This is a genomic window from Nostoc sp. CMAA1605, assembly GCF_021596505.1.
In the GTDB taxonomy this organism is placed as follows: Bacteria; Cyanobacteriota; Cyanobacteriia; order Cyanobacteriales; family Nostocaceae; genus Trichormus.
This window is the reverse complement of record NZ_PJIZ01000090.1, coordinates 1-20,015: the sequence shown is the minus strand read 5'-3', so window position 1 is coordinate 20,015 and position 20,015 is coordinate 1. Positions and strand designations below refer to the sequence as shown.

General features: G+C 39.9%; 15 protein-coding genes and 2 pseudogenes. 12 read left to right on the top strand and 5 right to left on the bottom strand.

The window, feature by feature from the left end; all coding sequences use genetic code 11:
* Positions 1 to 508: 508 nt before the first annotated feature.
* The 3 genes and pseudogenes from CV014_RS23635 to CV014_RS23625 form a co-directional block, all read right to left on the bottom strand.
* On the bottom strand, positions 509 to 1,210 hold the full coding sequence (locus tag CV014_RS23635; RefSeq protein WP_236144254.1) for a choice-of-anchor E domain-containing protein: 702 nt from the start codon (positions 1,208 to 1,210) through the stop codon (positions 509 to 511).
* Positions 1,211 to 1,770: 560 nt separating this feature from the next.
* Complete coding sequence (locus CV014_RS23630; protein WP_236144253.1) at positions 1,771 to 2,688, bottom strand: DMT family transporter; 918 nt, start codon at positions 2,686 to 2,688, stop codon at positions 1,771 to 1,773.
* A gap of 46 nt (positions 2,689 to 2,734) precedes the next feature.
* Positions 2,735 to 3,877, bottom strand: a pseudogene (locus CV014_RS23625) (IS4 family transposase).
* Positions 3,878 to 3,969: 92 nt separating this feature from the next.
* Here CV014_RS23625 and CV014_RS23620 point away from each other — a divergent pair.
* The 7 genes and pseudogenes from CV014_RS23620 (at position 3,970) to CV014_RS23590 (ending at position 12,071) form a co-directional block, all read left to right on the top strand.
* Positions 3,970 to 5,048, top strand: a protein-coding gene (locus CV014_RS23620) for an IS630 family transposase (protein ID WP_236144252.1) whose coding sequence is annotated in 2 segments (ribosomal slippage) — positions 3,970 to 4,438 and positions 4,438 to 5,048 — 1,080 coding nt in all. Because the reading frame shifts where the segments join, the coding sequence is not laid out codon by codon here.
* A 413-nt stretch (positions 5,049 to 5,461) separates the two neighbouring features.
* Entirely contained in the window at positions 5,462 to 6,043 is a 582-nt protein-coding gene (locus CV014_RS23615) for a hypothetical protein (RefSeq protein WP_236144251.1), read from the top strand.
* Positions 6,044 to 6,436, top strand: coding sequence for a DUF2358 domain-containing protein (locus CV014_RS23610; RefSeq protein WP_236144250.1), 393 nt, complete (start codon positions 6,044 to 6,046; stop codon positions 6,434 to 6,436).
* A 44-nt stretch (positions 6,437 to 6,480) separates the two neighbouring features.
* A pseudogene (locus CV014_RS23605) lies at positions 6,481 to 7,178 on the top strand (Uma2 family endonuclease).
* Positions 7,179 to 7,261: 83 nt separating this feature from the next.
* The gene (locus CV014_RS23600) at positions 7,262 to 7,531 is read left to right on the top strand and encodes a hypothetical protein (RefSeq protein WP_236144249.1); all 270 of its coding nucleotides are present in this window, start codon (positions 7,262 to 7,264) and stop codon (positions 7,529 to 7,531) included.
* A 195-nt stretch (positions 7,532 to 7,726) separates the two neighbouring features.
* On the top strand, positions 7,727 to 8,914 hold the full coding sequence (locus CV014_RS23595; protein WP_236144248.1) for a TRC40/GET3/ArsA family transport-energizing ATPase: 1,188 nt from the start codon (positions 7,727 to 7,729) through the stop codon (positions 8,912 to 8,914).
* A 397-nt stretch (positions 8,915 to 9,311) separates the two neighbouring features.
* The gene (locus CV014_RS23590) at positions 9,312 to 12,071 is read left to right on the top strand and encodes a GAF domain-containing sensor histidine kinase (RefSeq protein ID WP_236144247.1); all 2,760 of its coding nucleotides are present in this window, start codon (positions 9,312 to 9,314) and stop codon (positions 12,069 to 12,071) included.
* A 47-nt stretch (positions 12,072 to 12,118) separates the two neighbouring features.
* On the opposite strand, the gene dnaN is transcribed toward CV014_RS23590, so the two are convergent.
* Positions 12,119 to 13,279 carry a DNA polymerase III subunit beta gene (gene dnaN / locus CV014_RS23585; RefSeq protein ID WP_236144246.1) on the bottom strand — a complete coding sequence of 387 codons (1,161 nt, stop codon included), beginning with the start codon at positions 13,277 to 13,279 and terminating at the stop codon, positions 12,119 to 12,121.
* Between the two features lie 448 nt (positions 13,280 to 13,727).
* Positions 13,728 to 15,107, bottom strand: coding sequence for a chromosomal replication initiator protein DnaA (gene dnaA / locus CV014_RS23580; RefSeq protein WP_236144255.1), 1,380 nt, complete (start codon positions 15,105 to 15,107; stop codon positions 13,728 to 13,730).
* A gap of 168 nt (positions 15,108 to 15,275) precedes the next feature.
* On the opposite strand from dnaA, the gene CV014_RS23575 reads away from it, so the two are divergent.
* The 5 genes from CV014_RS23575 to CV014_RS23555 all read left to right on the top strand — a co-directional run.
* On the top strand, positions 15,276 to 16,529 hold the full coding sequence (locus CV014_RS23575; protein ID WP_236144245.1) for an HhoA/HhoB/HtrA family serine endopeptidase: 1,254 nt from the start codon (positions 15,276 to 15,278) through the stop codon (positions 16,527 to 16,529).
* A 129-nt stretch (positions 16,530 to 16,658) separates the two neighbouring features.
* Positions 16,659 to 17,192 (top strand): peptide deformylase, encoded by a 534-nt coding sequence (gene def / locus CV014_RS23570; RefSeq protein WP_236144244.1) that lies wholly within the window; start codon positions 16,659 to 16,661, stop codon positions 17,190 to 17,192.
* Between the two features lie 93 nt (positions 17,193 to 17,285).
* Positions 17,286 to 18,431: an HMA2 domain-containing protein gene (locus tag CV014_RS23565; RefSeq protein WP_236144243.1), complete on the top strand. Its 1,146-nt coding sequence runs from the start codon at positions 17,286 to 17,288 to the stop codon at positions 18,429 to 18,431.
* An 81-nt stretch (positions 18,432 to 18,512) separates the two neighbouring features.
* The gene (locus CV014_RS23560) at positions 18,513 to 18,839 is read left to right on the top strand and encodes a hypothetical protein (protein ID WP_236144242.1); all 327 of its coding nucleotides are present in this window, start codon (positions 18,513 to 18,515) and stop codon (positions 18,837 to 18,839) included.
* Positions 18,840 to 19,012: 173 nt separating this feature from the next.
* On the top strand, positions 19,013 to 20,015 hold a 1,003-nt coding region (locus tag CV014_RS23555; protein ID WP_442946940.1), incomplete at its 3' end, for a P-type ATPase.

The window sequence follows — 20,015 nt, the reverse complement described above, 5'->3', positions numbered from 1 at the left end:
TTGTTACTTTAAGGACAAACTAGCCATTTTTTTAACTAATGTTCCATCTCTCAAAATAAATATCTCAGAAAGTTTACAAAAGTTATTATTCTTATAAGTCTACACATCCGTCATTAGTTAGTCTCTCTTAACCTATTTAATTAGTCAAGGTAAAAACAGAGTTTGTAGCATTAAATTGCGATCGCTCCCAAACGCTTGCTAGCGGTAGTATAGCGAGGGATCACAGCAAAAGAACTATCGAATTTATTGAAAAATTTTATCATTATCATTCTTATCAATAAATTAACTACGTAAGTATGTATTTTAATATACAAATATAAATCTAGTTATCAAATGTGCGATCGCACTGGATAGAGGTCAAAATAAAAAACCCAGGTTTATTTTCTACAACCCAGGTTTTTTCAAATTGATTTTTTAGTTGTGCTATTGCTAATAGCACTGCTTTCTAGTGTTCGATTCACCGTGATCCCAATTAATCAGTAGAGTAGAATTGACTCAACACGTTCCATTACTTAGATGCTTTCAGACGGATTTTTTGGCGTTGAGATAACAGACCAATAACTGCAAATAGACCAAATCCTAATGCAGCAGAGGGTTCGGGTACAGACTTAACGGGATCATAATCGTAAGTTACTTTAACACCTGCTTTAGCTAATGTGTCAAAGTAAGAAGCCATATTGCCAGAACCTGTAATTAAAGATGTAGCCTTAGCAGAGAACAAGAAGTTTAAATTTCCACTACCAATAAAGGATTGCAGGATTTGGCTATCAGTGTAATTCCTTACACCAGATTGATTTGCTAAGAGATTTTCAACAGTTCTTCCTGATGCACCAGTATAATTGAGGATACCATCATAACTAGCAACTTGATAACTAGAAACGTTCTGTGGGTTAAGTTGAACCAGGATGTTATCTAACTTCAAGGACAAGTTACTAGAGAGGGTAGCTTGTACGTCAGCGGGGCTGCTACTTCTGTTTTCAAACCCTGCCCCTCCAGTAATCGTGCCTTCAAATTCCAATATTACGCTTTTGAGTGTGCCAAGAGATGAGTCGAACTTCTTGATATTGATTACCTTATCGGTAAAATCTGTCACCGCAAAATCTGTACCGTTTGAGTAAGATATGGTAGCAGCATTAGCAGAACTAGCAGTTAAAGCGATAGCCGCTAAGGTTGTAGCAGCACCGATAGTCTTAAACAGTGTTGTTGTCATGGGTGATAATCTTCTGAAAATAACGATCGCTAACAAGATTTCTCACATACTTTCTAACGTTTAACTTAGGCTAATAGGGTTGAGAAATCTACTTAACTTTTTATGAAGCTTTGATTAGGAATTGAGATGAAAAATCCACTTTTCTCAGGATTTATGTGAATTTGTATTAAGTTTAAAGCAACCAAGTCTACAGTATTCCATAGCCACATCATTAATCCAGGTTTCATCAATTTTTATCAACAGTAAAATTACTTAAATTTACTGAAGAGTTCTCTTGTTCTACTTAGATACACGTAGACCTATCTGGAGAAGTTTGATATATAGGAATCCGCTTTGATAACTGGAAATTATTTGCCTATACAGTTTCTTGATGTAGCTTACCTGGCGTAGCTATAGATAGCGTTTTATTCTGTACTGTAGAGACGTTGTATGCAACGTCTCTACATCATTTATTTGGTGCAAAATGCCACGTTTAGCTTGCTTCACCGTTGGCGTAGCCTCTCATAGAGAAGGGAAGGGGTACACTACAAATCTTTAATTATTTACCTTGTTCTACTTGTTCACTGGGATTTTTTTAAAGCGATCGCCACTGAACCAGCTACGACTAAACAAGCACCACATAGTCCTAAAAGAGTCAGTCGTTCTGGAGGAATTAAATTAGGTGCTATGAGGGAAGTAACTTCTACGGAAATTAGAGTAAAAATTGGTGCTAGAGTTAATACTGCACTGACTCTTGAGGCTTCCCAATGTTCTAAAGATTCAGCAAAGGAGCCGTAAGCAATGAGGGTATTAAGACCACAAAATAGCAAAATGATGAAATGAAAACTGCTGAGAGTCAGAATTTTGTCTACTTGCGCCAACGGAGTAAATAGTAAAGCACATCCGCCGTAAATGACTAACATAATATTGGCGGAAGATAGTGATTGTAATAATTGTTTTTGAGCTAAGGCATAAATTGCCCAAACTACTGCGCCTAAAACTAATAAAGCACTACCAAAAATATAGGTACTAGAAGGAGTAATTAAATTAGTGAGTTGAGCGCGAAAGAATAATGTATAACCTAAAGTTAAAACACCGACACCCAACCATTGCTGCAAATTGTATCTTTCTTGAAAGACGATTAAACCACCAAAGCCTAATAGTAATGTGGCTAGTTGAATAATCACTTCTGCGTTAGCGGGTGATGTCAAGGCTAAACCGTGCATAAAACAAAAGTAATTAGCCGCTAACATGAGAGTAGCGATCGCTAATAATTTGCCAGAATTAGCATTCAATTGTCTTAACTTTGGCAATTGACCGCGCATTCCTAAGTACACAGCCAGCAAAACAAAAGATATTAAAAAGCGAAACCAAATAACGGTGTAAACGTCTAATTTTTGTAATACTACCTTGAGGGCGATAGGTAGAATTCCCCATAAAAAAACGGTCAGCAAAGATAACGCCAGCCCTAAACGCCAGCGACCAGAACTTTGGTGCATAAGTTTATTAGTCAATAGTCAATATCTGAAGGGGAGACGAAATAAGCTAGGAGAAAGACTCTATAAGCCTCATAGCTCTTAGACCCTGTTGATAATACGTACATTTATTGCGATTCAATCTCATCAATTCCATGACCATATCCATACAAATATCCTTGAAATTGACCCAACTTTGACCATATAGTCCGATATAAAAACTACTATGTCTCCGTTCCATTCGACCAGATTCTTTGAGCCGAGCAATGTATTTCTGTATTCCTTGGCGTTTGATTTTTTGACCAGTAATTGTGGCTGAAGAATAAGCAATTGCTATCAATAAAACTAGAGAAATAAAGCGTTCACCAGTTACATTAGTTTCTTCTAGATTATAACCTCCTTGCTTGAAATCTCTAAACATCTCCTCGATATCAAATCTCCTTTCATATGCAGCAATAGCTAATTCCAGACTGTCAAAATTTGTTAAGATAAACCACCCTTCTTTGGGTGATACTCCTTTGATTTTACGTTTCCATTTACACGCCACATTAAAACTGATAAAACCACGAGTTTTTGTGACTTTCACACCTTGAATAAACAACGATACACCTGGTGCTAAACCCAGACTAATTAACTCCGCAAAAATATCTTTTTCAACTTCTACAAATTCGTTCTTTTTTAATCGTAAGCAAAAGTATACATCCAGGCTTTGAAGGTATTTCGCTAGTTTTACAGAACAGAATTCTCTATCACCTAATACACATACTTTATACTTTTGAAAAAGTGGCATCACTTGAGATAGTATCTCTTGTTGCTCAGATATGTTGCTATTCCCTAATTTTGGTAATAACTTAAAATAAATTGGCAATGCTCTTTTATCCCAAATTACACTTACCATAAATAAATTTATGCGCTTCCAATTAGTTCTATCAATTGCTAGATAAATTATTTTTTCTTCGCTACAATATATTGATAACCATTCTTTAATAATCGGAAACCAAATTTTCTCAATTGTGAAATTCGGTAATGATAAAAATCTTTGTATTCTTTTTCTCCTACTTTAAAATTTGATTGGTAATGGTAGCCCATTCGCTAACTTTTCTAAATTCACGTTTTTAATTGACTGTAATATGTTCACCAAAATTTTGATGAACAGGTATTCTGCTAAACTCAATTGACTTTTTAAGTGCTTTTGATAGAATAAAGGTAACATTTTCATTAGATATAGGACTATAGGAATCATATTTGATTTCTGAAAAAAACTGCGAGATAATACGGTCAGAGAGACCTGTCTAATAAAGAACAATGATAAACCAGCATCTAGAAATGGCGATACCTGCGGCGGACATAGTGATCGCAGAACTACAAGAATTTATAGATAGTCATCCAGATGCTCGTGAAGTAAGAAAAGCTTTGGCAGTAAAACTAGTTTATCAAGGTTACAAGTATGAAGAAATTCAAACAATTTTAGATGTGTCAGTTGGTTCAATAACAAGCTGGAAGCAAGCTTACCAGGAAAATGGAATTTTGGGTTTGCGCTTAAACTATAAAGGCAGAAAAAGTTATTTGAGTGATGAACAGTTCCTCCAAGTATTAAGTTGGTTGCAAACTAAAGAAATTTGGGAGCTGGGTGAACTGGAATATAAATTAGCATTTGAATATGATGTCATCTACGAATCGAAACGAAGTTACTATGATTTATTTGAAGCAGCAGGAATTAGTTGGAAAAAGACTACAGGCTTGAATCCAAAGGCTGATCAAGAGGTGGTGGCGGCAAAAAAAAACAAATTGAAACATTGCTGGCAAGCAACAGAGAGGAGATAGAAGCACGAAAGCTGAGAGTATTACTAATAGATGAGTGTCATTTATTATGGGGAGACGTAACTGGTTATGTTTGGGGAAGAACTGACCAAGAGATAGCAATTGAAGTCGTTAATGAACGAGATAAGCAGACATATTATGGTGCAGTTGATTATCTCGACGGAAAGCTACTCTTGAAAGCATATAATGCTGGTAATTCAAAGAATACGATTGATTATTTACGTTATTTATTAGACCAGTCTCCCGACCAAAGATTGCTTCTTATTTGGGATGGTGCTTCTTATCATCGTTCACATTTAGTTCAAGACTTTTTAGGCGAGATAAATCAAGGTTTACCGCCAGAAAAATGGAAAATTCATTGCATTCGTTTTGCTCCTAATTGTCCATCGCAAAATCCTATAGAGGATATTTGGTTACAAGCGAAAACCTGGATTCGACGCTTTTGTGCTTTAATTCCAACATTTCGCCATTTAAAGTGGATGTTTGAGTGGTTTCTCCGAAATACTATGTTTGATTTTATGTCCCTTCAGATGTACGGAGTTTTTTCAGAAATCAAATCCTAGTCCTATAGTATCAATGCTTGCGACTTGGACAGATGGGGCATCTTTTCTATCACTGTTCTAGTCCATTGCCTTAATTCCTCATTTTTTCCTAACAGCATTCTCCCTGACACCCTCAATTCTTCGCTTTATCTGACTTGCGGATTTTTGCGGTTTGATAACAGTTGTATATTTTACCTGCTTTTCTGCCCCTTTCTTAAACCCCTACCCTTGAAAGGGCAGGGGGCAGGGGGAAAACGGTTGTTTTAAAGAAAATAAATTTGGATAGTTTATTTTCTGGAAGTCCCTAAAAGAGCAAATTTCTACCCTTCTCAGGTGACTAAGTGTGAGGTGAAGGTGGTAGATTTTTAAAGTAACCCTAAACTTATCTAACGCTAGTGTTCTTCTGTTGAACTTGGAATTCGGAGCAAAGTAGCGTGACACCTGAAGAAATAGCGGGAACTCTGACTGAGATATTCGGTACAGCCGACGTACAAACACTTGCATCCGGCTCATGGCAAATAGATACGTCTAGATTTAGACTGTTGGTATTGCTATCAGAAGATGAAACTTGGTTGCGGGTGTTATTACCCATTGTGCCATTACAAGCCGCACAACCATTTCTAGAACAGTTTTTAGCAGCAAACTTTGATACTACTCAAGCAGTCCGCTATGCCCTACATGAAGGCGTAATTTGGGGAGTGTATCACCATCATAGCCATACTTTAGTCAGTGCTGATTTACAGAGTGCGATCGCTCAACTCATCTCTTTACACAGTTCAGGCTTGAACGAAGTCTTCAATAGCCTCATTGAAACCCGCATCCGCCAAATTGTGAAAGCCGCTAAACAACAAGGACAATCTCTCCCAGCCACCATGCAAAACCTAGAACGGTTCTATGCAGAAGGGTTATTAGGAGAAATTAACCAAACTTCAGCAGATAGAGAAGAAGTTTTAGCAGCTTGGCGCAGACAATTAGAAAGACTTTGGCAAGAAGTAGAATCTAACCCAAATGAATAAATGGATATTATCGAAATTCTCAAAGCAGACTACCAAAGATTTCCCGCTAATCAAACCTACAACATCTATGCTGATGATGTTTATTTTCAAGACCCATTAAATAATTTTCGCGGTGTTGAGCGATATAAAAAAATGATTAAATTCATCCAAACTTGGTTTTTAAACTGCCGGATGGATTTGCATAATATTCAAAAATTGGAAAACACAATCAAAACCGAATGGACACTGAGTTGGAATACTCCCCTACCTTGGAAACCCCGCATTTCCATCTCTGGCTGGAGTGAACTAGGACTTAATTCCAATGGCTTAATTAATTCTCATATTGATTATTGGCACTGTTCACGCTTAGATGTACTGAAACAGCATTTCTCCCAACCGACAAATAATCAATGAAATTAGCCTTAAACTAAAATTAATCAATATCGTCGCTCAGTGTTATGACGGCTGCTAAAGATTCGGAAGTAACTGCGGACACTATACATACAGAGGTAGAAGATATTATCATTCCACCTAGTGATTTGTGGAGTGATGAGCCACCCGTGGAAAGTGATCTGCACCGAGAACAAATAGAATTGTTGTTGGCTTGTCTCAAGTGGTGGTGGCGTAACCGTAATGATTTCTACGCCAGTGGGAATTTAACAATATATTTAGTCCAGAGCAAATTACCACCAAAGATTTTCGCGGCCCAGATTTTTTTGTAGTTTTAGGTTGTGAAAACCGTCCCCGCAAAAGTTGGGTATTATGGGCAGAACAGGGTAAATATCCTAACGTGATTGTGGAATTACTCTCAGATAGCACTGCCAAGGTGGATAAAGGAACTAAATTTGAGCTATACCAAGAGACTTTTCGCACACCGGAATATTTTTGGTTTCATCCAGTGACTTTGGAATTTCAAGGTTTTTGCTTAGTTAGTGGTAAATATCAGCCTATAGAACCGAATTCTCAAGGATGGTTATGGAGTCAACAGCTAGAGTTGTTTTTGGGTGTTTATGAGTCAAAACTACGGTTTTTTAGCCCAGACAAGCAATTATTACCCACAGCAGAAGAAAGAGCAAGCAAAGCAGAAAATCAAGTAGAAGAACTCAAGGCGAGGTTACAAGCTTTGGGGGTAAACCTAGAAAATACAGACGAATAAGCAAATTTTGCGTAAACTGACTGCAAAATCACTGAAGCATTTAATAAAAGAAATAATATACTGAACCCAAAAGAGCGATCGCTATGGCTGATAAAGAACTGAAACAACTCATCGAAACTAACGCTAAAACTGTCCAAGCGATGTTAGATGAAATGGCAGACACCAGAGAAGAACGTCAAGAACTCAGGGAAGGAATGATTCAACTGCAAAAATCAGTAGAAAGATTGATACAGGTACAAGAAGGCATCTTTAACTTACTACTTTCCGTCGATGGCGATCGCCCCACCATCCTCAAAAAACTCTCAGACATCGAAAATAAACTAGATCAACTATTACAAGAAAACAAGGAATAGGGAAAAAATACTTACAATAACCCTAAACCCCCACACCCCTAAACCCTTACACCCTTACACCCCTAAACCCCTAAACCCCTAAACCCCTAAACCCCTAAACCCATCAGAATACCCCATGCCCCCAGCCCCAAAACCATTGATAATAGAAGTAAGGTAAACAAATGTAAACAATTCTCAGGCAGGGCAGAATCATCCATGCGAGTAATTTTAATGACAGGTAAAGGCGGCGTGGGTAAAACTTCGGTTGCGGCGGCGACTGGACTCCGTTGTGCAGAATTAGGATATCGTACACTGGTTTTGAGTACCGACCCTGCCCACTCATTAGCTGATAGTTTTGATCTTGAACTTGGACACGCACCCCGACAAATTCGCCCTAACTTATGGGGTGCAGAACTAGACGCACTACAAGAACTAGAAGGTAACTGGGGTGCAGTTAAGCGATATATCACCCAAGTTTTACAGGCTAGGGGTTTAGACGGAGTACAAGCCGAAGAATTAGCCATTCTACCAGGGATGGACGAAATTTTTGGCTTAGTCAGAATGAAACGCCACTACGATGAAGGCGAGTATGATGTCTTGATTATCGACTCTGCACCCACCGGTACAGCATTACGACTGCTGAGTCTACCAGAGGTTGGTGGTTGGTATATGCGACGGTTTTACAAACCATTTCAAAACATCTCTGTTGCATTGCGTCCCCTAGTTGAACCGATTTTTAAACCCATTGCAGGGTTTTCCTTACCAGACAAAGAGGTAATGGATGCACCTTATGAATTTTATGAGCAGATTGAAGCTTTGGAAAAGGTGTTAACAGATAACACTCAAACTTCAGTCCGCTTAATTACCAATCCCGAAAAAATGGTAATTAAAGAATCTCTGCGCGCCCATGCCTATCTGAGTCTATATAATGTCGCTACTGATTTAGTTGTGGCTAATCGCATTATCCCGGCTGAAGTGCAAGATCCATTTTTCCAAAGATGGAAACAAAATCAGGAGGAATATCGTCAAGAAATTCATGATAACTTTCTGCCCCTACCAGTCAAGGAAGTACCGCTATTTTCTGAGGAAATGTGTGGTTTAGCTGCCTTAGAACGGTTAAAAGAAACTCTCTACAAAGACGAAGATCCTACCCAGGTATATTACAAAGAAACCACCGTTAGAGTAGTGCAGGAACAAAATCAATACAGCTTAGAACTTTACTTACCTGGAATACCTAAAAATCAAATTCAACTCAGTAAAACAGGTGATGAATTAAACATTACTATTGGTAATCATCGGCGTAATTTGGTATTACCTCAAGCTTTAGCCGCACTCCAACCCGCAGGCGCGAAAATGGAAGAAGACTACTTGAAAATCCGTTTCGCTGATATTGCCAAAGCTTAATCATCGTAATTTTTGATACTTTTAAATCCCTGATTTCTTTCGAGAAATTGGGGATATTGTTTTTAGGAGTGGATGCTAAAGTCACACAATTAAAAAGCCGCAAATTCACCACTTTCAGGTCATAAATGACCGATAAAAGCTATATTTAGTCTATTTTCAGAATAGTATTTTATGGCTGATTCTGATGTTTTTGATGAAAAAAATCTTGCTAAATTAATCACCTGACTAACTAAAAATTATTCATATTTTTAAAATATAAATTAATGTAACGACATATCAATAAATCAATAAAATTTTGACCGTAGTTTTACCGTAGACAAGGCATTAAACAAAATTCACAATGTTTTTAGATTTATAAAAATCACAAAACATTCTGACATTAATTTAAATAAAAACAATGTCTTTGATCGCTAAAGCTAACTTATTGGTAAACCTTGATCAAGAAAGTTTACTGCGTCGGATTACAAATCGGATTCGTCAGTCTTTAGAGTTAGAAGATATCATCACAGCAACAACGGCGGAGGTACGTTCCTTGCTAGGAACTGACCGAGTCATGATTTATAAATTTCATGTAGATGGTAGCGGTCAAGTTATTGCGGAATCAATTTATGAACATCGTCTACCTTCACTGCTAGGTTTAAATTTTCCCGCCGATGATATTCCCCGTGAAGCTAGAGAATTGTTTCTCAAATCTAAAGTGCGTTGTGCAGTTAATGTTGAAACTGGGGAAATTGGTCAAAGTGGTTTATACAACTCAGAAACAGGAGAACAAATTTCTGAAGAAATTCGCTATCGACCTGTAGATCCTTGCCATATCAAGTATTTAAAGGCAATGGGTGTAAAATCTTCCGTGGTCGCGCCGATTATCCATCAAGATACAGTCTGGGGGTTATTGGTATCCCATCACTCTGAAGCCCGCGAAATCTCAAAAGAGGAATTAGCGGCTATGCAGATGGTTGTAGATCAATTATCTGTTGCGATCGCCCAAAGTGAACTCCTCACCCAAGCCCGCGCCACAGCCCAACGGGAAGCCATCATCAACCACATTGCAACCCTACTACACTCCTTACCCACCATTGTTTTACAACCAGCTTTAGAAGCCACAGTGCAAGCTTTTAATGGCGTTGGTGGTCGTCTGTGTCTGAGAAACCAAGCTTTTGACCTGCAAAATGGTCATCAAAAAAGTTTAAGTGAATGTTTAATTCCTGGTGGGGATTGTGTGCAACTTTATACTTGCGGTCAACAACCCATAATTACCCAACCCACAATCTATCCTCTCGTAGAGCAATATAGTGCTTGGCAGGAACACTATAAATTCCATGATTATCGCGTTTCGGCAATTTCCGATATCTATCAAACTCCTGCTTGGCAAAGTTTACAACCTGCTTTTCAAGGGACTCAGATTCGTAGCGTTTTGATCATTCCCCTAGAATATCGGCAACAATTATTAGGTTATTTAAGTATTTTCCGCCAAGATATAGAAACCGAAACTCTTTGGGCTGGTCAACATGATCCTGATCAAAGACAACTTTACCCCCGTTTATCATTTGAGTTATGGCGGGAGTGCAAAAAAGGACAAGCCCAAGCTTGGACAAATGAAGATATAGAACTAGCGCAAGCACTAGGTAAACATTTTGCTGCTGCAATTCAGCAATATGAACTATATCAACAAGTACAAGCTTTTAATGAAAACTTGGAACAACAAGTTGCTAAACGCACTTTAGAACTGCAAGAAACCGCAGAACAACAACAGGCTGTGTTTAGTGTCATTACTAAAATTCGGGAATCTCTAGATACTGAAACCATCTTTAAAATTACCACGGAAGAAGTCTGTCAGTTGATCAAAGCAGATCGCGTTTCAGTTTATCGTTTTAATGCTGAATGGGGTGGTGAATTCGTCGGTGATTTTGAAGCAGTTAATTCACACTGGTCATATAAATCTAAACTTGGTGTTAATTCAGTTTGGAATGATACTTACTTACAAAAAACTGAAGGTGGAAGATATCGTCATAATCAAACATTTACGGTTAATGACATTCATCACATGGGATTTGACCGATGTCATGTTAATGTTTTAGAAAGTTATCATATTAAGGGTTTTGTTCTCGCCCCTATTTTTGTTGGTCAGAAACTTTGGGGTTTGTTAGCCACATATCAACACTCAACCCCCCGACAATGGAAAACTTCAGAAGTTAATTTCATCACCCAAATTGCCGCCCAATTAGGAGTAGCACTACAACAGGCCGAACTCCTGAACCAAACACAACAACAAACCCAAAAGTTAACTCAAGCACTACATCATTTACAACAAACTCAAAGCCAACTGATTCAAACTGAAAAAATGTCTTCCTTGGGACAGTTGGTAGCAGGGATTGCCCACGAAATTAATAATCCGGTTAACTTTATTTATGGCAATCTCTCTCATGTGAGTGAATATGCGACAGATTTGTTGAGGATGTTGGAGCTTTATCAGCAGGAATTTTCTGTGAGGAATGAAGCGATTCAAAATTTAGCAGCAAAGATAGATTTAGAATTTTTAGCTGAGGATTTGCCCAAGACTTTAGGTTCTATGCAAATAGGCGTGGAACGCATCCGTCAAATTGTCATGTCCTTACGGAATTTCTCTCGCCTTGATGAAGCAGAAATGAAAGCTGTGAATATTCATGAAGGTATAGACAGTACCTTGTTAATTTTACAGCACCGTCTCAAAGCTAGATCAGATATTCCCGCAATTAGTATCATCAAAGAGTATAACGATATCCCCTTAGTAGAATGCTATGCCGGACAGATGAATCAAGTATTTATGAATGTTTTGAGTAATGCTATCGACGCTTTAGAGGATTATCGGCGATCGCCATCCGAAAATTATCAACATCAAATTATCATCCGTACTAGTATGGGCGAGTTAGCAGACAATACTCAAAGTGTTGTCATTCAAATTATCGATAATGGCCCCGGTATCCCCGAAAATTTTAGAAACAGAATTTGTGATCCATTTTTTACTACTAAGCCTGTAGGTAAAGGTACTGGTTTAGGATTATCAATTAGTTATGGCATTGTTGTAGATAAACATGGTGGTGTGCTTGAATGTGATTCGCAATTAGGTGTAGGCACAGAATTTCGGATTGCAATTCCTATTAAACAATCTAGTCAGTAGTAAGGACTAAATTCCTTACTACAAGTTTGAAACCATCACTGGGAATATTAACTTCTCAACTGAATTGGCATAGCTAAATAAGTCATCTTTAAACCGCCTAACGGCGTAAAAATTACTGGAGTTAATTCTTGATTTAAGTGCATTTGAATTTCTGAGGCTGACAGAGCTTTTAAACCTTCCATTAAATACTTAACGTTAAAGGCAATATCTATATCTGTGCCGGTAATTTGAGCCGGCATTGACTCTCTACCGCTACCCATTTCTTGAGCTTCACAAGACAAAGTTAATTTCTGCTCGTTAGCATCTATACTGAGTTTGACAATATTATTTTTTTGATCTGCTAATACAGCAATTCTCTCTAATGTACTTAAAAATTGACGGCGTTCTATTGTCACTTGCCGTTCAAATTGTCGGGGAATCAGTTGACGATAAGCAGGATACTGACCTTCTAAGGTGCGACTAGTCAGGCGTTGATTAGCCCATGCAAACACTACCTGACCTTGGTCTAAGTATAGGGCTATTGGTTCATCAGAAGCGGCCTTATGCGCTAACATTCGCTCTAGTTCGCGCAAGGCTCTGGCGGGAACTGTGACTTCTAATTGCTGTTCATGCTCTTCTAAGGGACGTTCATTAGTGGTTTCTACCACTGCTAGACGGTGTCCATCAGTCGCAGCAAATTCTAAGGTGTCTTGTTTAACTGTTAAATGCACTCCTGTCAGAACTTGTTTAGTTTCATCCGCACTTGTAGCGAATAAAGAACCCCGCAAACCTTCAATTAATGCCGTAGCACTGATATAAATAGCTTCAGTATTTTCAATTAGGGGTAATTCGGGAAACTCTTCTGCACCCATCGCCCGTAATTGATATTGTCCACTTTTGGGGGTGAGGGTGACAACTAAACCCTCTCCCGTGGTGTTACTATCCGTAGATTCATCATCGAGGGTGATTTCTCCCTCTGGTAAACGAGAGGTAATATCTACTAATAATTTAGCCGGCAGTGCGATCGCTCCCTCTTGCCAAACCTCTGCATTAAAGCTAGTGCGAATTCCTAAACTGAGGTCAAAAGCAGTCAGACTCACCTGATTATTTTGAGCATCTGCTTGTAGTAGCACGTTGGCTAGTATGGGATGAGTCGGTCTAGAAGGTACAGCACGACTAACAAGGGAAAGATTCGCACTCAAGTCACTTTGGGAGCAAACTAATTTCATAGTTGGGAAATTGGGTACTAGGGATTGGGGACTAGGAATTGAGTGATTTTAAAAATCAAACAGGAGTCTTATCGTATCATTTTCATCTTTTCCCAGGACAGTACGAAAACAAGTGTTGTTTCATGTGTTGAGTATGATCATGGTCAATAACCAACAATAAAAATCACACTTTTTTGGACAGCAAAGCTGACTAAACATTGTGGAAACTGTGGAAAACTTAGCTGCAATCAGTTGCTGATTATATCTATGAAACTTATAGCTGTGGAAAACTTGTGGAAAAAACCTGAGAGTTTTCCACAGAGCAATTATACTTGATCAAGTTTTCCACAAAAACAGGTGATTTTTCCACAGAAAATATTTAATATTAATCTATTTTTATACAATACTTAACATTTTAGAGTAATTTTAGAGAGTGAAAAGAGTAATGCTTGTGGAAAACTTTTAGTATTTATTTGCGTTGAGAAGCACTACTCATATTAATGCGATCGCTCAATTTTCTCAGAATTTGTGACAGAGAGCGATCGCTCTCCCGCAACTGAGTAATTTTTTCACAACTATATAACACAGTTGTATGGTCTTTACCCCCAAACTCCTCACCGATTCTGGGGAAACTTAAATCAGTATGCTGCCGCATCAAATACATCCCAATTTGCCGCGCCCAGCTAATTTCCCGGCGGCGGGAATTACCTTTCAACTCTTCAATAGAGAGATCAAAATTCTCCGCGATTACCTTTAAAATCGCCTCTGGTGTCGCCGCAAATTTTTCCGTGGGAGTTACTAAAACAGGGGCAATATTTTCTACTGTCATCGGTAAACCCCAAATGGAAATATAAGCTAATGCTCTAGTTAAAGCCCCTTCTAACTCCCGAATGTTAGAAGTATAATTCACGGCAATATATTCAATCACATCACGGGGTAATCTAATATTTTCGTATTCCGCCTTCTTTTGCAGAATAGCCATTCTCGTTTCTAAATCAGGAGACTGAATATCCGCAATCAACCCCATCGAAAAGCGTGAACAAAGACGCTCTTGTAAGCGGGGAATTTGGTTAGGGGGACGGTCAGAGGCAATCACAACTTGCTTCCCCGCCTCATGTAAAGTGTTAAAAGTGTGGAAAAATTCTTCTTGGGTGTATTCTTTCCCCTCAATAAACTGAATATCATCTACTAACAACACATCCGCCGCCCGATAATGCTCTCGGAAACTCTGCATACTATCATTGCGAATCGCCGTAATTAAATCATTAGTAAACTGTTCTGTAGAGACATAAAATATCTTAGAATCATGGCAAATTTCTAGGCGATAATGGCCGATCGCCTGCATCAGATGAGTCTTGCCTAAACCTACACCACCACACAAAAATAAAGGATTAAACTCCCGCCCAGGCGATTCCGCCACTGCTAAGGAAGCCGCATGAGCCATGCGATTATTTGCACCCACCACGAACCGAGAAAATACATACTTAGCATTTAAATCTGTAGTTGGCTGTCTTTTTTTGTGTCCAGTTTCTAGCATCGGATTTGGGGTTGGTAATTCCCACATCACTGCTGATTCCCCCAGTTCCTCAACCACATCACTCTGAGCCACTTTGATATAAATTTCTACGGAATATCCCAAAATATCGTGAACGACATGGGCAATAGTATTGATGTAATACTTTTGTAACCAATTCCGAGCAAAAGGATTAGGTGTAACGATAAATAAACAATTGTTTTCTAATCTTTCTGCATGAGCAGTTTTAATCCAAGTTTCAAAAGTGGGGCGGGATAATTCTATTTGTAAGCGTTCTAGTACCTGACTCCATAAAATGTCAATAGTAATTTCCATCATTTACCACCTTTGCCGCTAATCGTCACAATAGAAGATATCAGCAACATTAATCTCGTCTGTAAATGCTTTAGACCTGAAAGTAGCTTTTGAGTTGTAATCATTTTGGGCAACACCAATTAGGCAAGATCCTAGCACCCCCAGACCAACACGGAGACAAAAAGACACATGAAAACACGAGAGTACAATATTCGCAGTTTGTTTGCACAAAGAAGAATTAACAGTCTAAAGTTAATGCTTTTTGGTGGGGTCGCACTAGTATCTTTGGGAGGCTGTTCCCTACTACCTAGTCGGACAATACAAAGCCAACCAAATGATTCCCAAGCCCAAATTGCTGCTCAAACGGCCACAGAACCAACTCCAGAGGCTGCGCCACCCCCCATCATCCCATCTTCTGGTGATCCCAACTTTGTGGTGAAAGTTGTGCAGAGGGTGGGAGGTGCAGTCGTGCGGATTGATTCTGCTAGAACTGTGACATCTCGTGTTCCCGACGAATTTAATGATCCCTTTTTCCGTCGCTTTTTTGGTGAAAATATTCCCTCACAACCAAGACAACGGGTAGAACGGGGTAGCGGTTCGGGATTTATTATTAGTAAATCCGGTCAGATTTTAACTAATGCTCATGTGGTCGATGGTGCTGACCAAGTGACAGTCACCCTCAAAGATGGTAGAAGCTTTGACGGCAAAGTGTTGGGCGAAGACCCTGTAACAGATGTGGCTGTGATTCAAATTGATGCCAATAACTTACCTACAGTTGCTTTAGGTAACTCAGACTCCTTACAACCAGGACAACCCGTCATCGCCATTGGTAATCCCTTGGGATTGAATAATACGGTGACTTCTGGAATTATTAGTGCGACTGGTCGCTCTAGCAGTGATATTGGTGCTAGTGATAAGCGTGTGGACTACTTACAAACAGATGCAGCCATTAATCCAGGAAACTCCGGTGGCCCACTACTGAACGCCAATGGTCAAGTAATTGGCATGAATACAGCAATTATTCGCGGCGCGCAAGGTTTGGGATTTGCCATTCCCATTAAAACAGTAGAGAAGATTTCCCAAGAATTAATTGCGAAGGGTAGGGTAGATCATCCTTATTTGGGTGTGCAGATGGTAACGCTGACACCGCAAATTCGAGAAAGAATTAATGAGAGATTTAGCGATCGCGTTAACATTACATCTGATAAAGGTGTTCTCTTAGTGAGAATTGCCCCTCGTTCCCCCGCCGCCAGTGCAGGACTTAGAGCTGGAGATGTCATCCAACGCATTAATAATCAACCAGTCACCACAGTAGAACAAGTACAAAAACTAGTAGAAGAAAGTAAAATCGGTAGTCCCCTACAAGTCCAAGTAGAACGGGAAGGACAAACCGAACAAATCGCAGTCAAACCAGCACCGTTACCCGTACAGAGAGAAGGGTAAATTGGGGAATGGGGAATGGGGAATGGGGAATGGGGAATGGGGAATGGGAGACAAGGTATATTTTATACCAATGCCCAATGCCCAATGCCCAATGCCCAACGCCCAAAATATTTGAATTTTAAATGAATTATGTCTGAATCATTACCCATCATCACATTAGGCAATTCCACCTTACGTCAGCAAGCGGTTGAGGTGCAAAATGTTCACGATGCACGTATTCAAAAATTAATTGATGATTTAATTACTACTGCTACCAACGCTAATGGTGTCGGCATTGCTGCACCCCAAGTTGCGGAATCAGTGCAATTATTTATCGTGGCTTCTCGTCCTAACCCCAGATATCCCCATGCGCCAGAAATGCCACCAACCGCAATGATCAATCCCAAGATAGTGGCTCACTCAACAGAGATTGTCAAAGGTTGGGAAGGTTGTCTTAGTGTTCCAGGTGTAAGAGGTTTAGTTCCCCGGTATCAAACAATTCAAGTCGAATATACCGACCGTGACGGCAAATTACAAACTCTAGAACTCTCTGATTTTGTAGCACGTATATTCCAACATGAATACGACCATCTCAATGGACTGGTTTTTCTTGACCGAGTAGAATCTAATTTAGATATTGTCACAGAAGCAGAATACCAAAAAAATGTAGCCCAGAATACATAAGAAAAAAAGATTCTTAAGAATGATACCCAACAAGAATTTTTAATGTATACTTAACCTATTGTTAACCTCAAGCTGGGTGTAGCTATCGAATAAATGGCACAAACTGTTATTAGTCGCGAAAGGTTAAGACCGCATTCGTATCTGCCAAGATTCCCTGACTTAACCTTAACTCAGCGTCACAGCGATGGATTAAAAGTGAATACGAATAGCAGTAAAGTGGTGAGAGAGCCACAATTAATACTTTCTGCTACTAGTATGCAAGTTGTACACGCAACAAAGGGGCGCATACGCATCAAAGCGACTGACGATAGTTTTAGCTCCGACTGTGAAAAAATCGTCTCATACTTACGACGGTATCCAGCCGTCAAGGAAGTGACTATCAATGAGCGCACCAGCAGCTTGGTAGTGAGCTTTGATGAGCGACAAATATCGCTGTCGCAAATGTTGGGGATATTGCAAAAGCTGAATGTTCAAATAACTCCAGACTCCCCTGTATCCGACCCCTTTGCAGCTTGGAAATCGACGGAATTTTGGCAAGAACAGACTATATCGTTCATTCCTTTAATGGCGGGTTTAGCTGTCACCAGCAGGTTAGGGATCAGTGGTTTAGCCTCGATTCCCGTCTATATGATTACCGCCGATGCCGCGCGCAGGGTAATTGATTATTTAAAACCACGCCTAGCTGATAAACTAAGTGGTGAAAATGTTGCTCAGGATGATACAGCAGCAGTTTCAGAAACCTGCCCCCCTGCTTCAAATCAACCTGTCATTGTTAAAAAAGATAGAGAATCGGTGAAATGGTCAGCAAAAGTGACCTACAGTGTATTACATCAAATAACTGGAAGAATTCGGTTTCATATACCAATATTGACCAGCGATCGCGCCTATGGTCGGAGATTAGAAAAGCTGTTGCAAGCTGATCCTGTAGTCGAGAGCGTACGCATCAATCATGATGCAGCATCAATTGCCATAGCCTACAAAGCTAACGCAGAAATAGCTATATCTCGTTGGGTAAGTCTCATGGAATTAGCCCTAGAGACAAATCCCGCCCAAGTTTCCACACCAGCACCGCAGTCAACGCCAGTTACATCTGAACCAGTAGTGACTCAACAGATGACTGAGCCAGAGAATACCACCACCACAGTCAAGCAAACAGTCTATATATCCAGTTGGTGGGCTGAAATGAAATATTCAGCACTGTCTTATTCTCTGAATTTTATGGCGAATTTACCACTGTAAACAGTCAAAATTCCCCATACAATCACCAAAGCGGTTTTTTATTAATTTTGTTCGTTTGTAGAAATATTTGGAGGATTCAAAATGGAAGATTCTGCATCAGCGTCCGATGCTGTACCGCGACCGAGAAAACAGCACTGCACACATTACAGAAAATTAAATATACCGCAATATCTACAACGCCTGTTCAGCCTGCTAGCGCGGAATTACCTCACTAGTCCAGTGGCGGTAGATATACAGCAAATAACAGCCAATAATCAGCAATCTACATTCAAGACTTTCCCGCAAATCAATTATCCATCTTGTCCGGTGAGTATCTGGCTCAACCAAGAGCCGATGAAGGGTAAGATGTCCATCCCACAACCAAATTTGGGGTGTTTTGGGATGCCGTCAACGGGGATCGCTGTCTAAAACTACAGCATTGTCAACTAATCATAAATCTGCATTTATGTCCGTCTTGAGGAGATGGAGGTTAATGCTGAGAATCAGGGGCAGAAACTTTTTTTGCCTGGAGGTATTAATCGCCTTTTTTCCGCAAGAGACCACGAAACACCAAGTTTATCTACCGCATCAAGGATCTATCAATGGCACAAACAACCGTACAACTAGCATCACCTCCTGTGCATCAGTCTCTAGAAGTTGTAGAGAAGCAGGCGGAAGAAGTAGCTGTAACTTCCATAACTGCCTATCAGACACAAAACCAATTCAATGGCTCAATAGTTGCAAATCCGCTTCAAGTTGTATCCCCAAAGCAGATTGCACCAGTTACCCATAGTATTGTTCATGCAGTGCCAGGAAGATTACGCTGGCGTGTACCTCGGTTGCGCTACGATACAGATTACGCCAAGCGGCTGGTAGCTTTGTTGGAAGCTGATACTTTAATTACGAAAACTCGGATTCAGCCGGCGGCGGCTTCCTTGGTAGTTGTCTACAAACACAATGCCGTTGCTGAAGCTAAAATGCGATCGCGTCTCAGTTGTCTGATTGTGGCAGCTGGTGATCCTGGAATTGTCCCCATCAACACTAAACAATCATTAGCCACCCCAGAGGAGCAAGAAGAAGCTTCCTGGCCAGGAATGCAACTATCGGTTTTAGCTACAGGATTAGCGATTTTAGGCGGGCCTTTAGGAGTAGCGATCCCATCGTTCTTGACGGCGGGGACTATTGCCTTAGCCACATTACCAGTATTCAAGAGAGCCTTAACCGGAATTGTCACCCAACGCAAACTTACTATCGACTTTTTGGACTTTATTGCGATCGCCATGACTACCGTCCAAGGTCAGTTCCTCACACCATCCTTAATGTTGAGTTTAATTGAAATTGGCGAAAATATCCGCGATCGCACCGCCCGTTCCTCCAAAATGCAAACCCTAGATTTACTCAATTCACTAGGACAGTTTGTTTGGGTAGAACGCAATGGGGAAAAAATGCAGATCCCCATTCAGCAAGTCCATGCAGGAGATACAGTCATCGTTTATCCTGGCGAACAAATCCCCGTAGATGGCAGCATCATTAAAGGTAAAGCCCTGCTTGATGAACAGAAATTAACAGGCGAATCTGTACCGATTTTGAAAATCAAAGGACAGT

Bases quoted from the DNA above. Each gene is read 5' to 3' on its own strand.
- CV014_RS23635 (WP_236144254.1), bottom strand. From the start codon at position 1,210: ATGACAACAACACTGTTTAAGACTATCGGTGCTGCTACAACCTTAGCG.
- CV014_RS23630 (WP_236144253.1), bottom strand. From the start codon at position 2,688: ATGCACCAAAGTTCTGGTCGCTGGCGTTTAGGGCTGGCGTTATCTTTG.
- CV014_RS23610 (WP_236144250.1), top strand. From the start codon at position 6,044: ATGGATATTATCGAAATTCTCAAAGCAGACTACCAAAGATTTCCCGCT.
- CV014_RS23600 (WP_236144249.1), top strand. From the start codon at position 7,262: ATGGCTGATAAAGAACTGAAACAACTCATCGAAACTAACGCTAAAACT.
- CV014_RS23595 (WP_236144248.1), top strand. From the start codon at position 7,727: ATGCGAGTAATTTTAATGACAGGTAAAGGCGGCGTGGGTAAAACTTCG.
- CV014_RS23590 (WP_236144247.1), top strand. From the start codon at position 9,312: ATGTCTTTGATCGCTAAAGCTAACTTATTGGTAAACCTTGATCAAGAA.
- dnaN (WP_236144246.1), bottom strand. From the start codon at position 13,279: ATGAAATTAGTTTGCTCCCAAAGTGACTTGAGTGCGAATCTTTCCCTT.
- dnaA (WP_236144255.1), bottom strand. From the start codon at position 15,107: ATGGAAATTACTATTGACATTTTATGGAGTCAGGTACTAGAACGCTTA.
- CV014_RS23575 (WP_236144245.1), top strand. From the start codon at position 15,276: ATGAAAACACGAGAGTACAATATTCGCAGTTTGTTTGCACAAAGAAGA.
- def (WP_236144244.1), top strand. From the start codon at position 16,659: ATGTCTGAATCATTACCCATCATCACATTAGGCAATTCCACCTTACGT.
- CV014_RS23565 (WP_236144243.1), top strand. From the start codon at position 17,286: ATGGCACAAACTGTTATTAGTCGCGAAAGGTTAAGACCGCATTCGTAT.
- CV014_RS23560 (WP_236144242.1), top strand. From the start codon at position 18,513: ATGGAAGATTCTGCATCAGCGTCCGATGCTGTACCGCGACCGAGAAAA.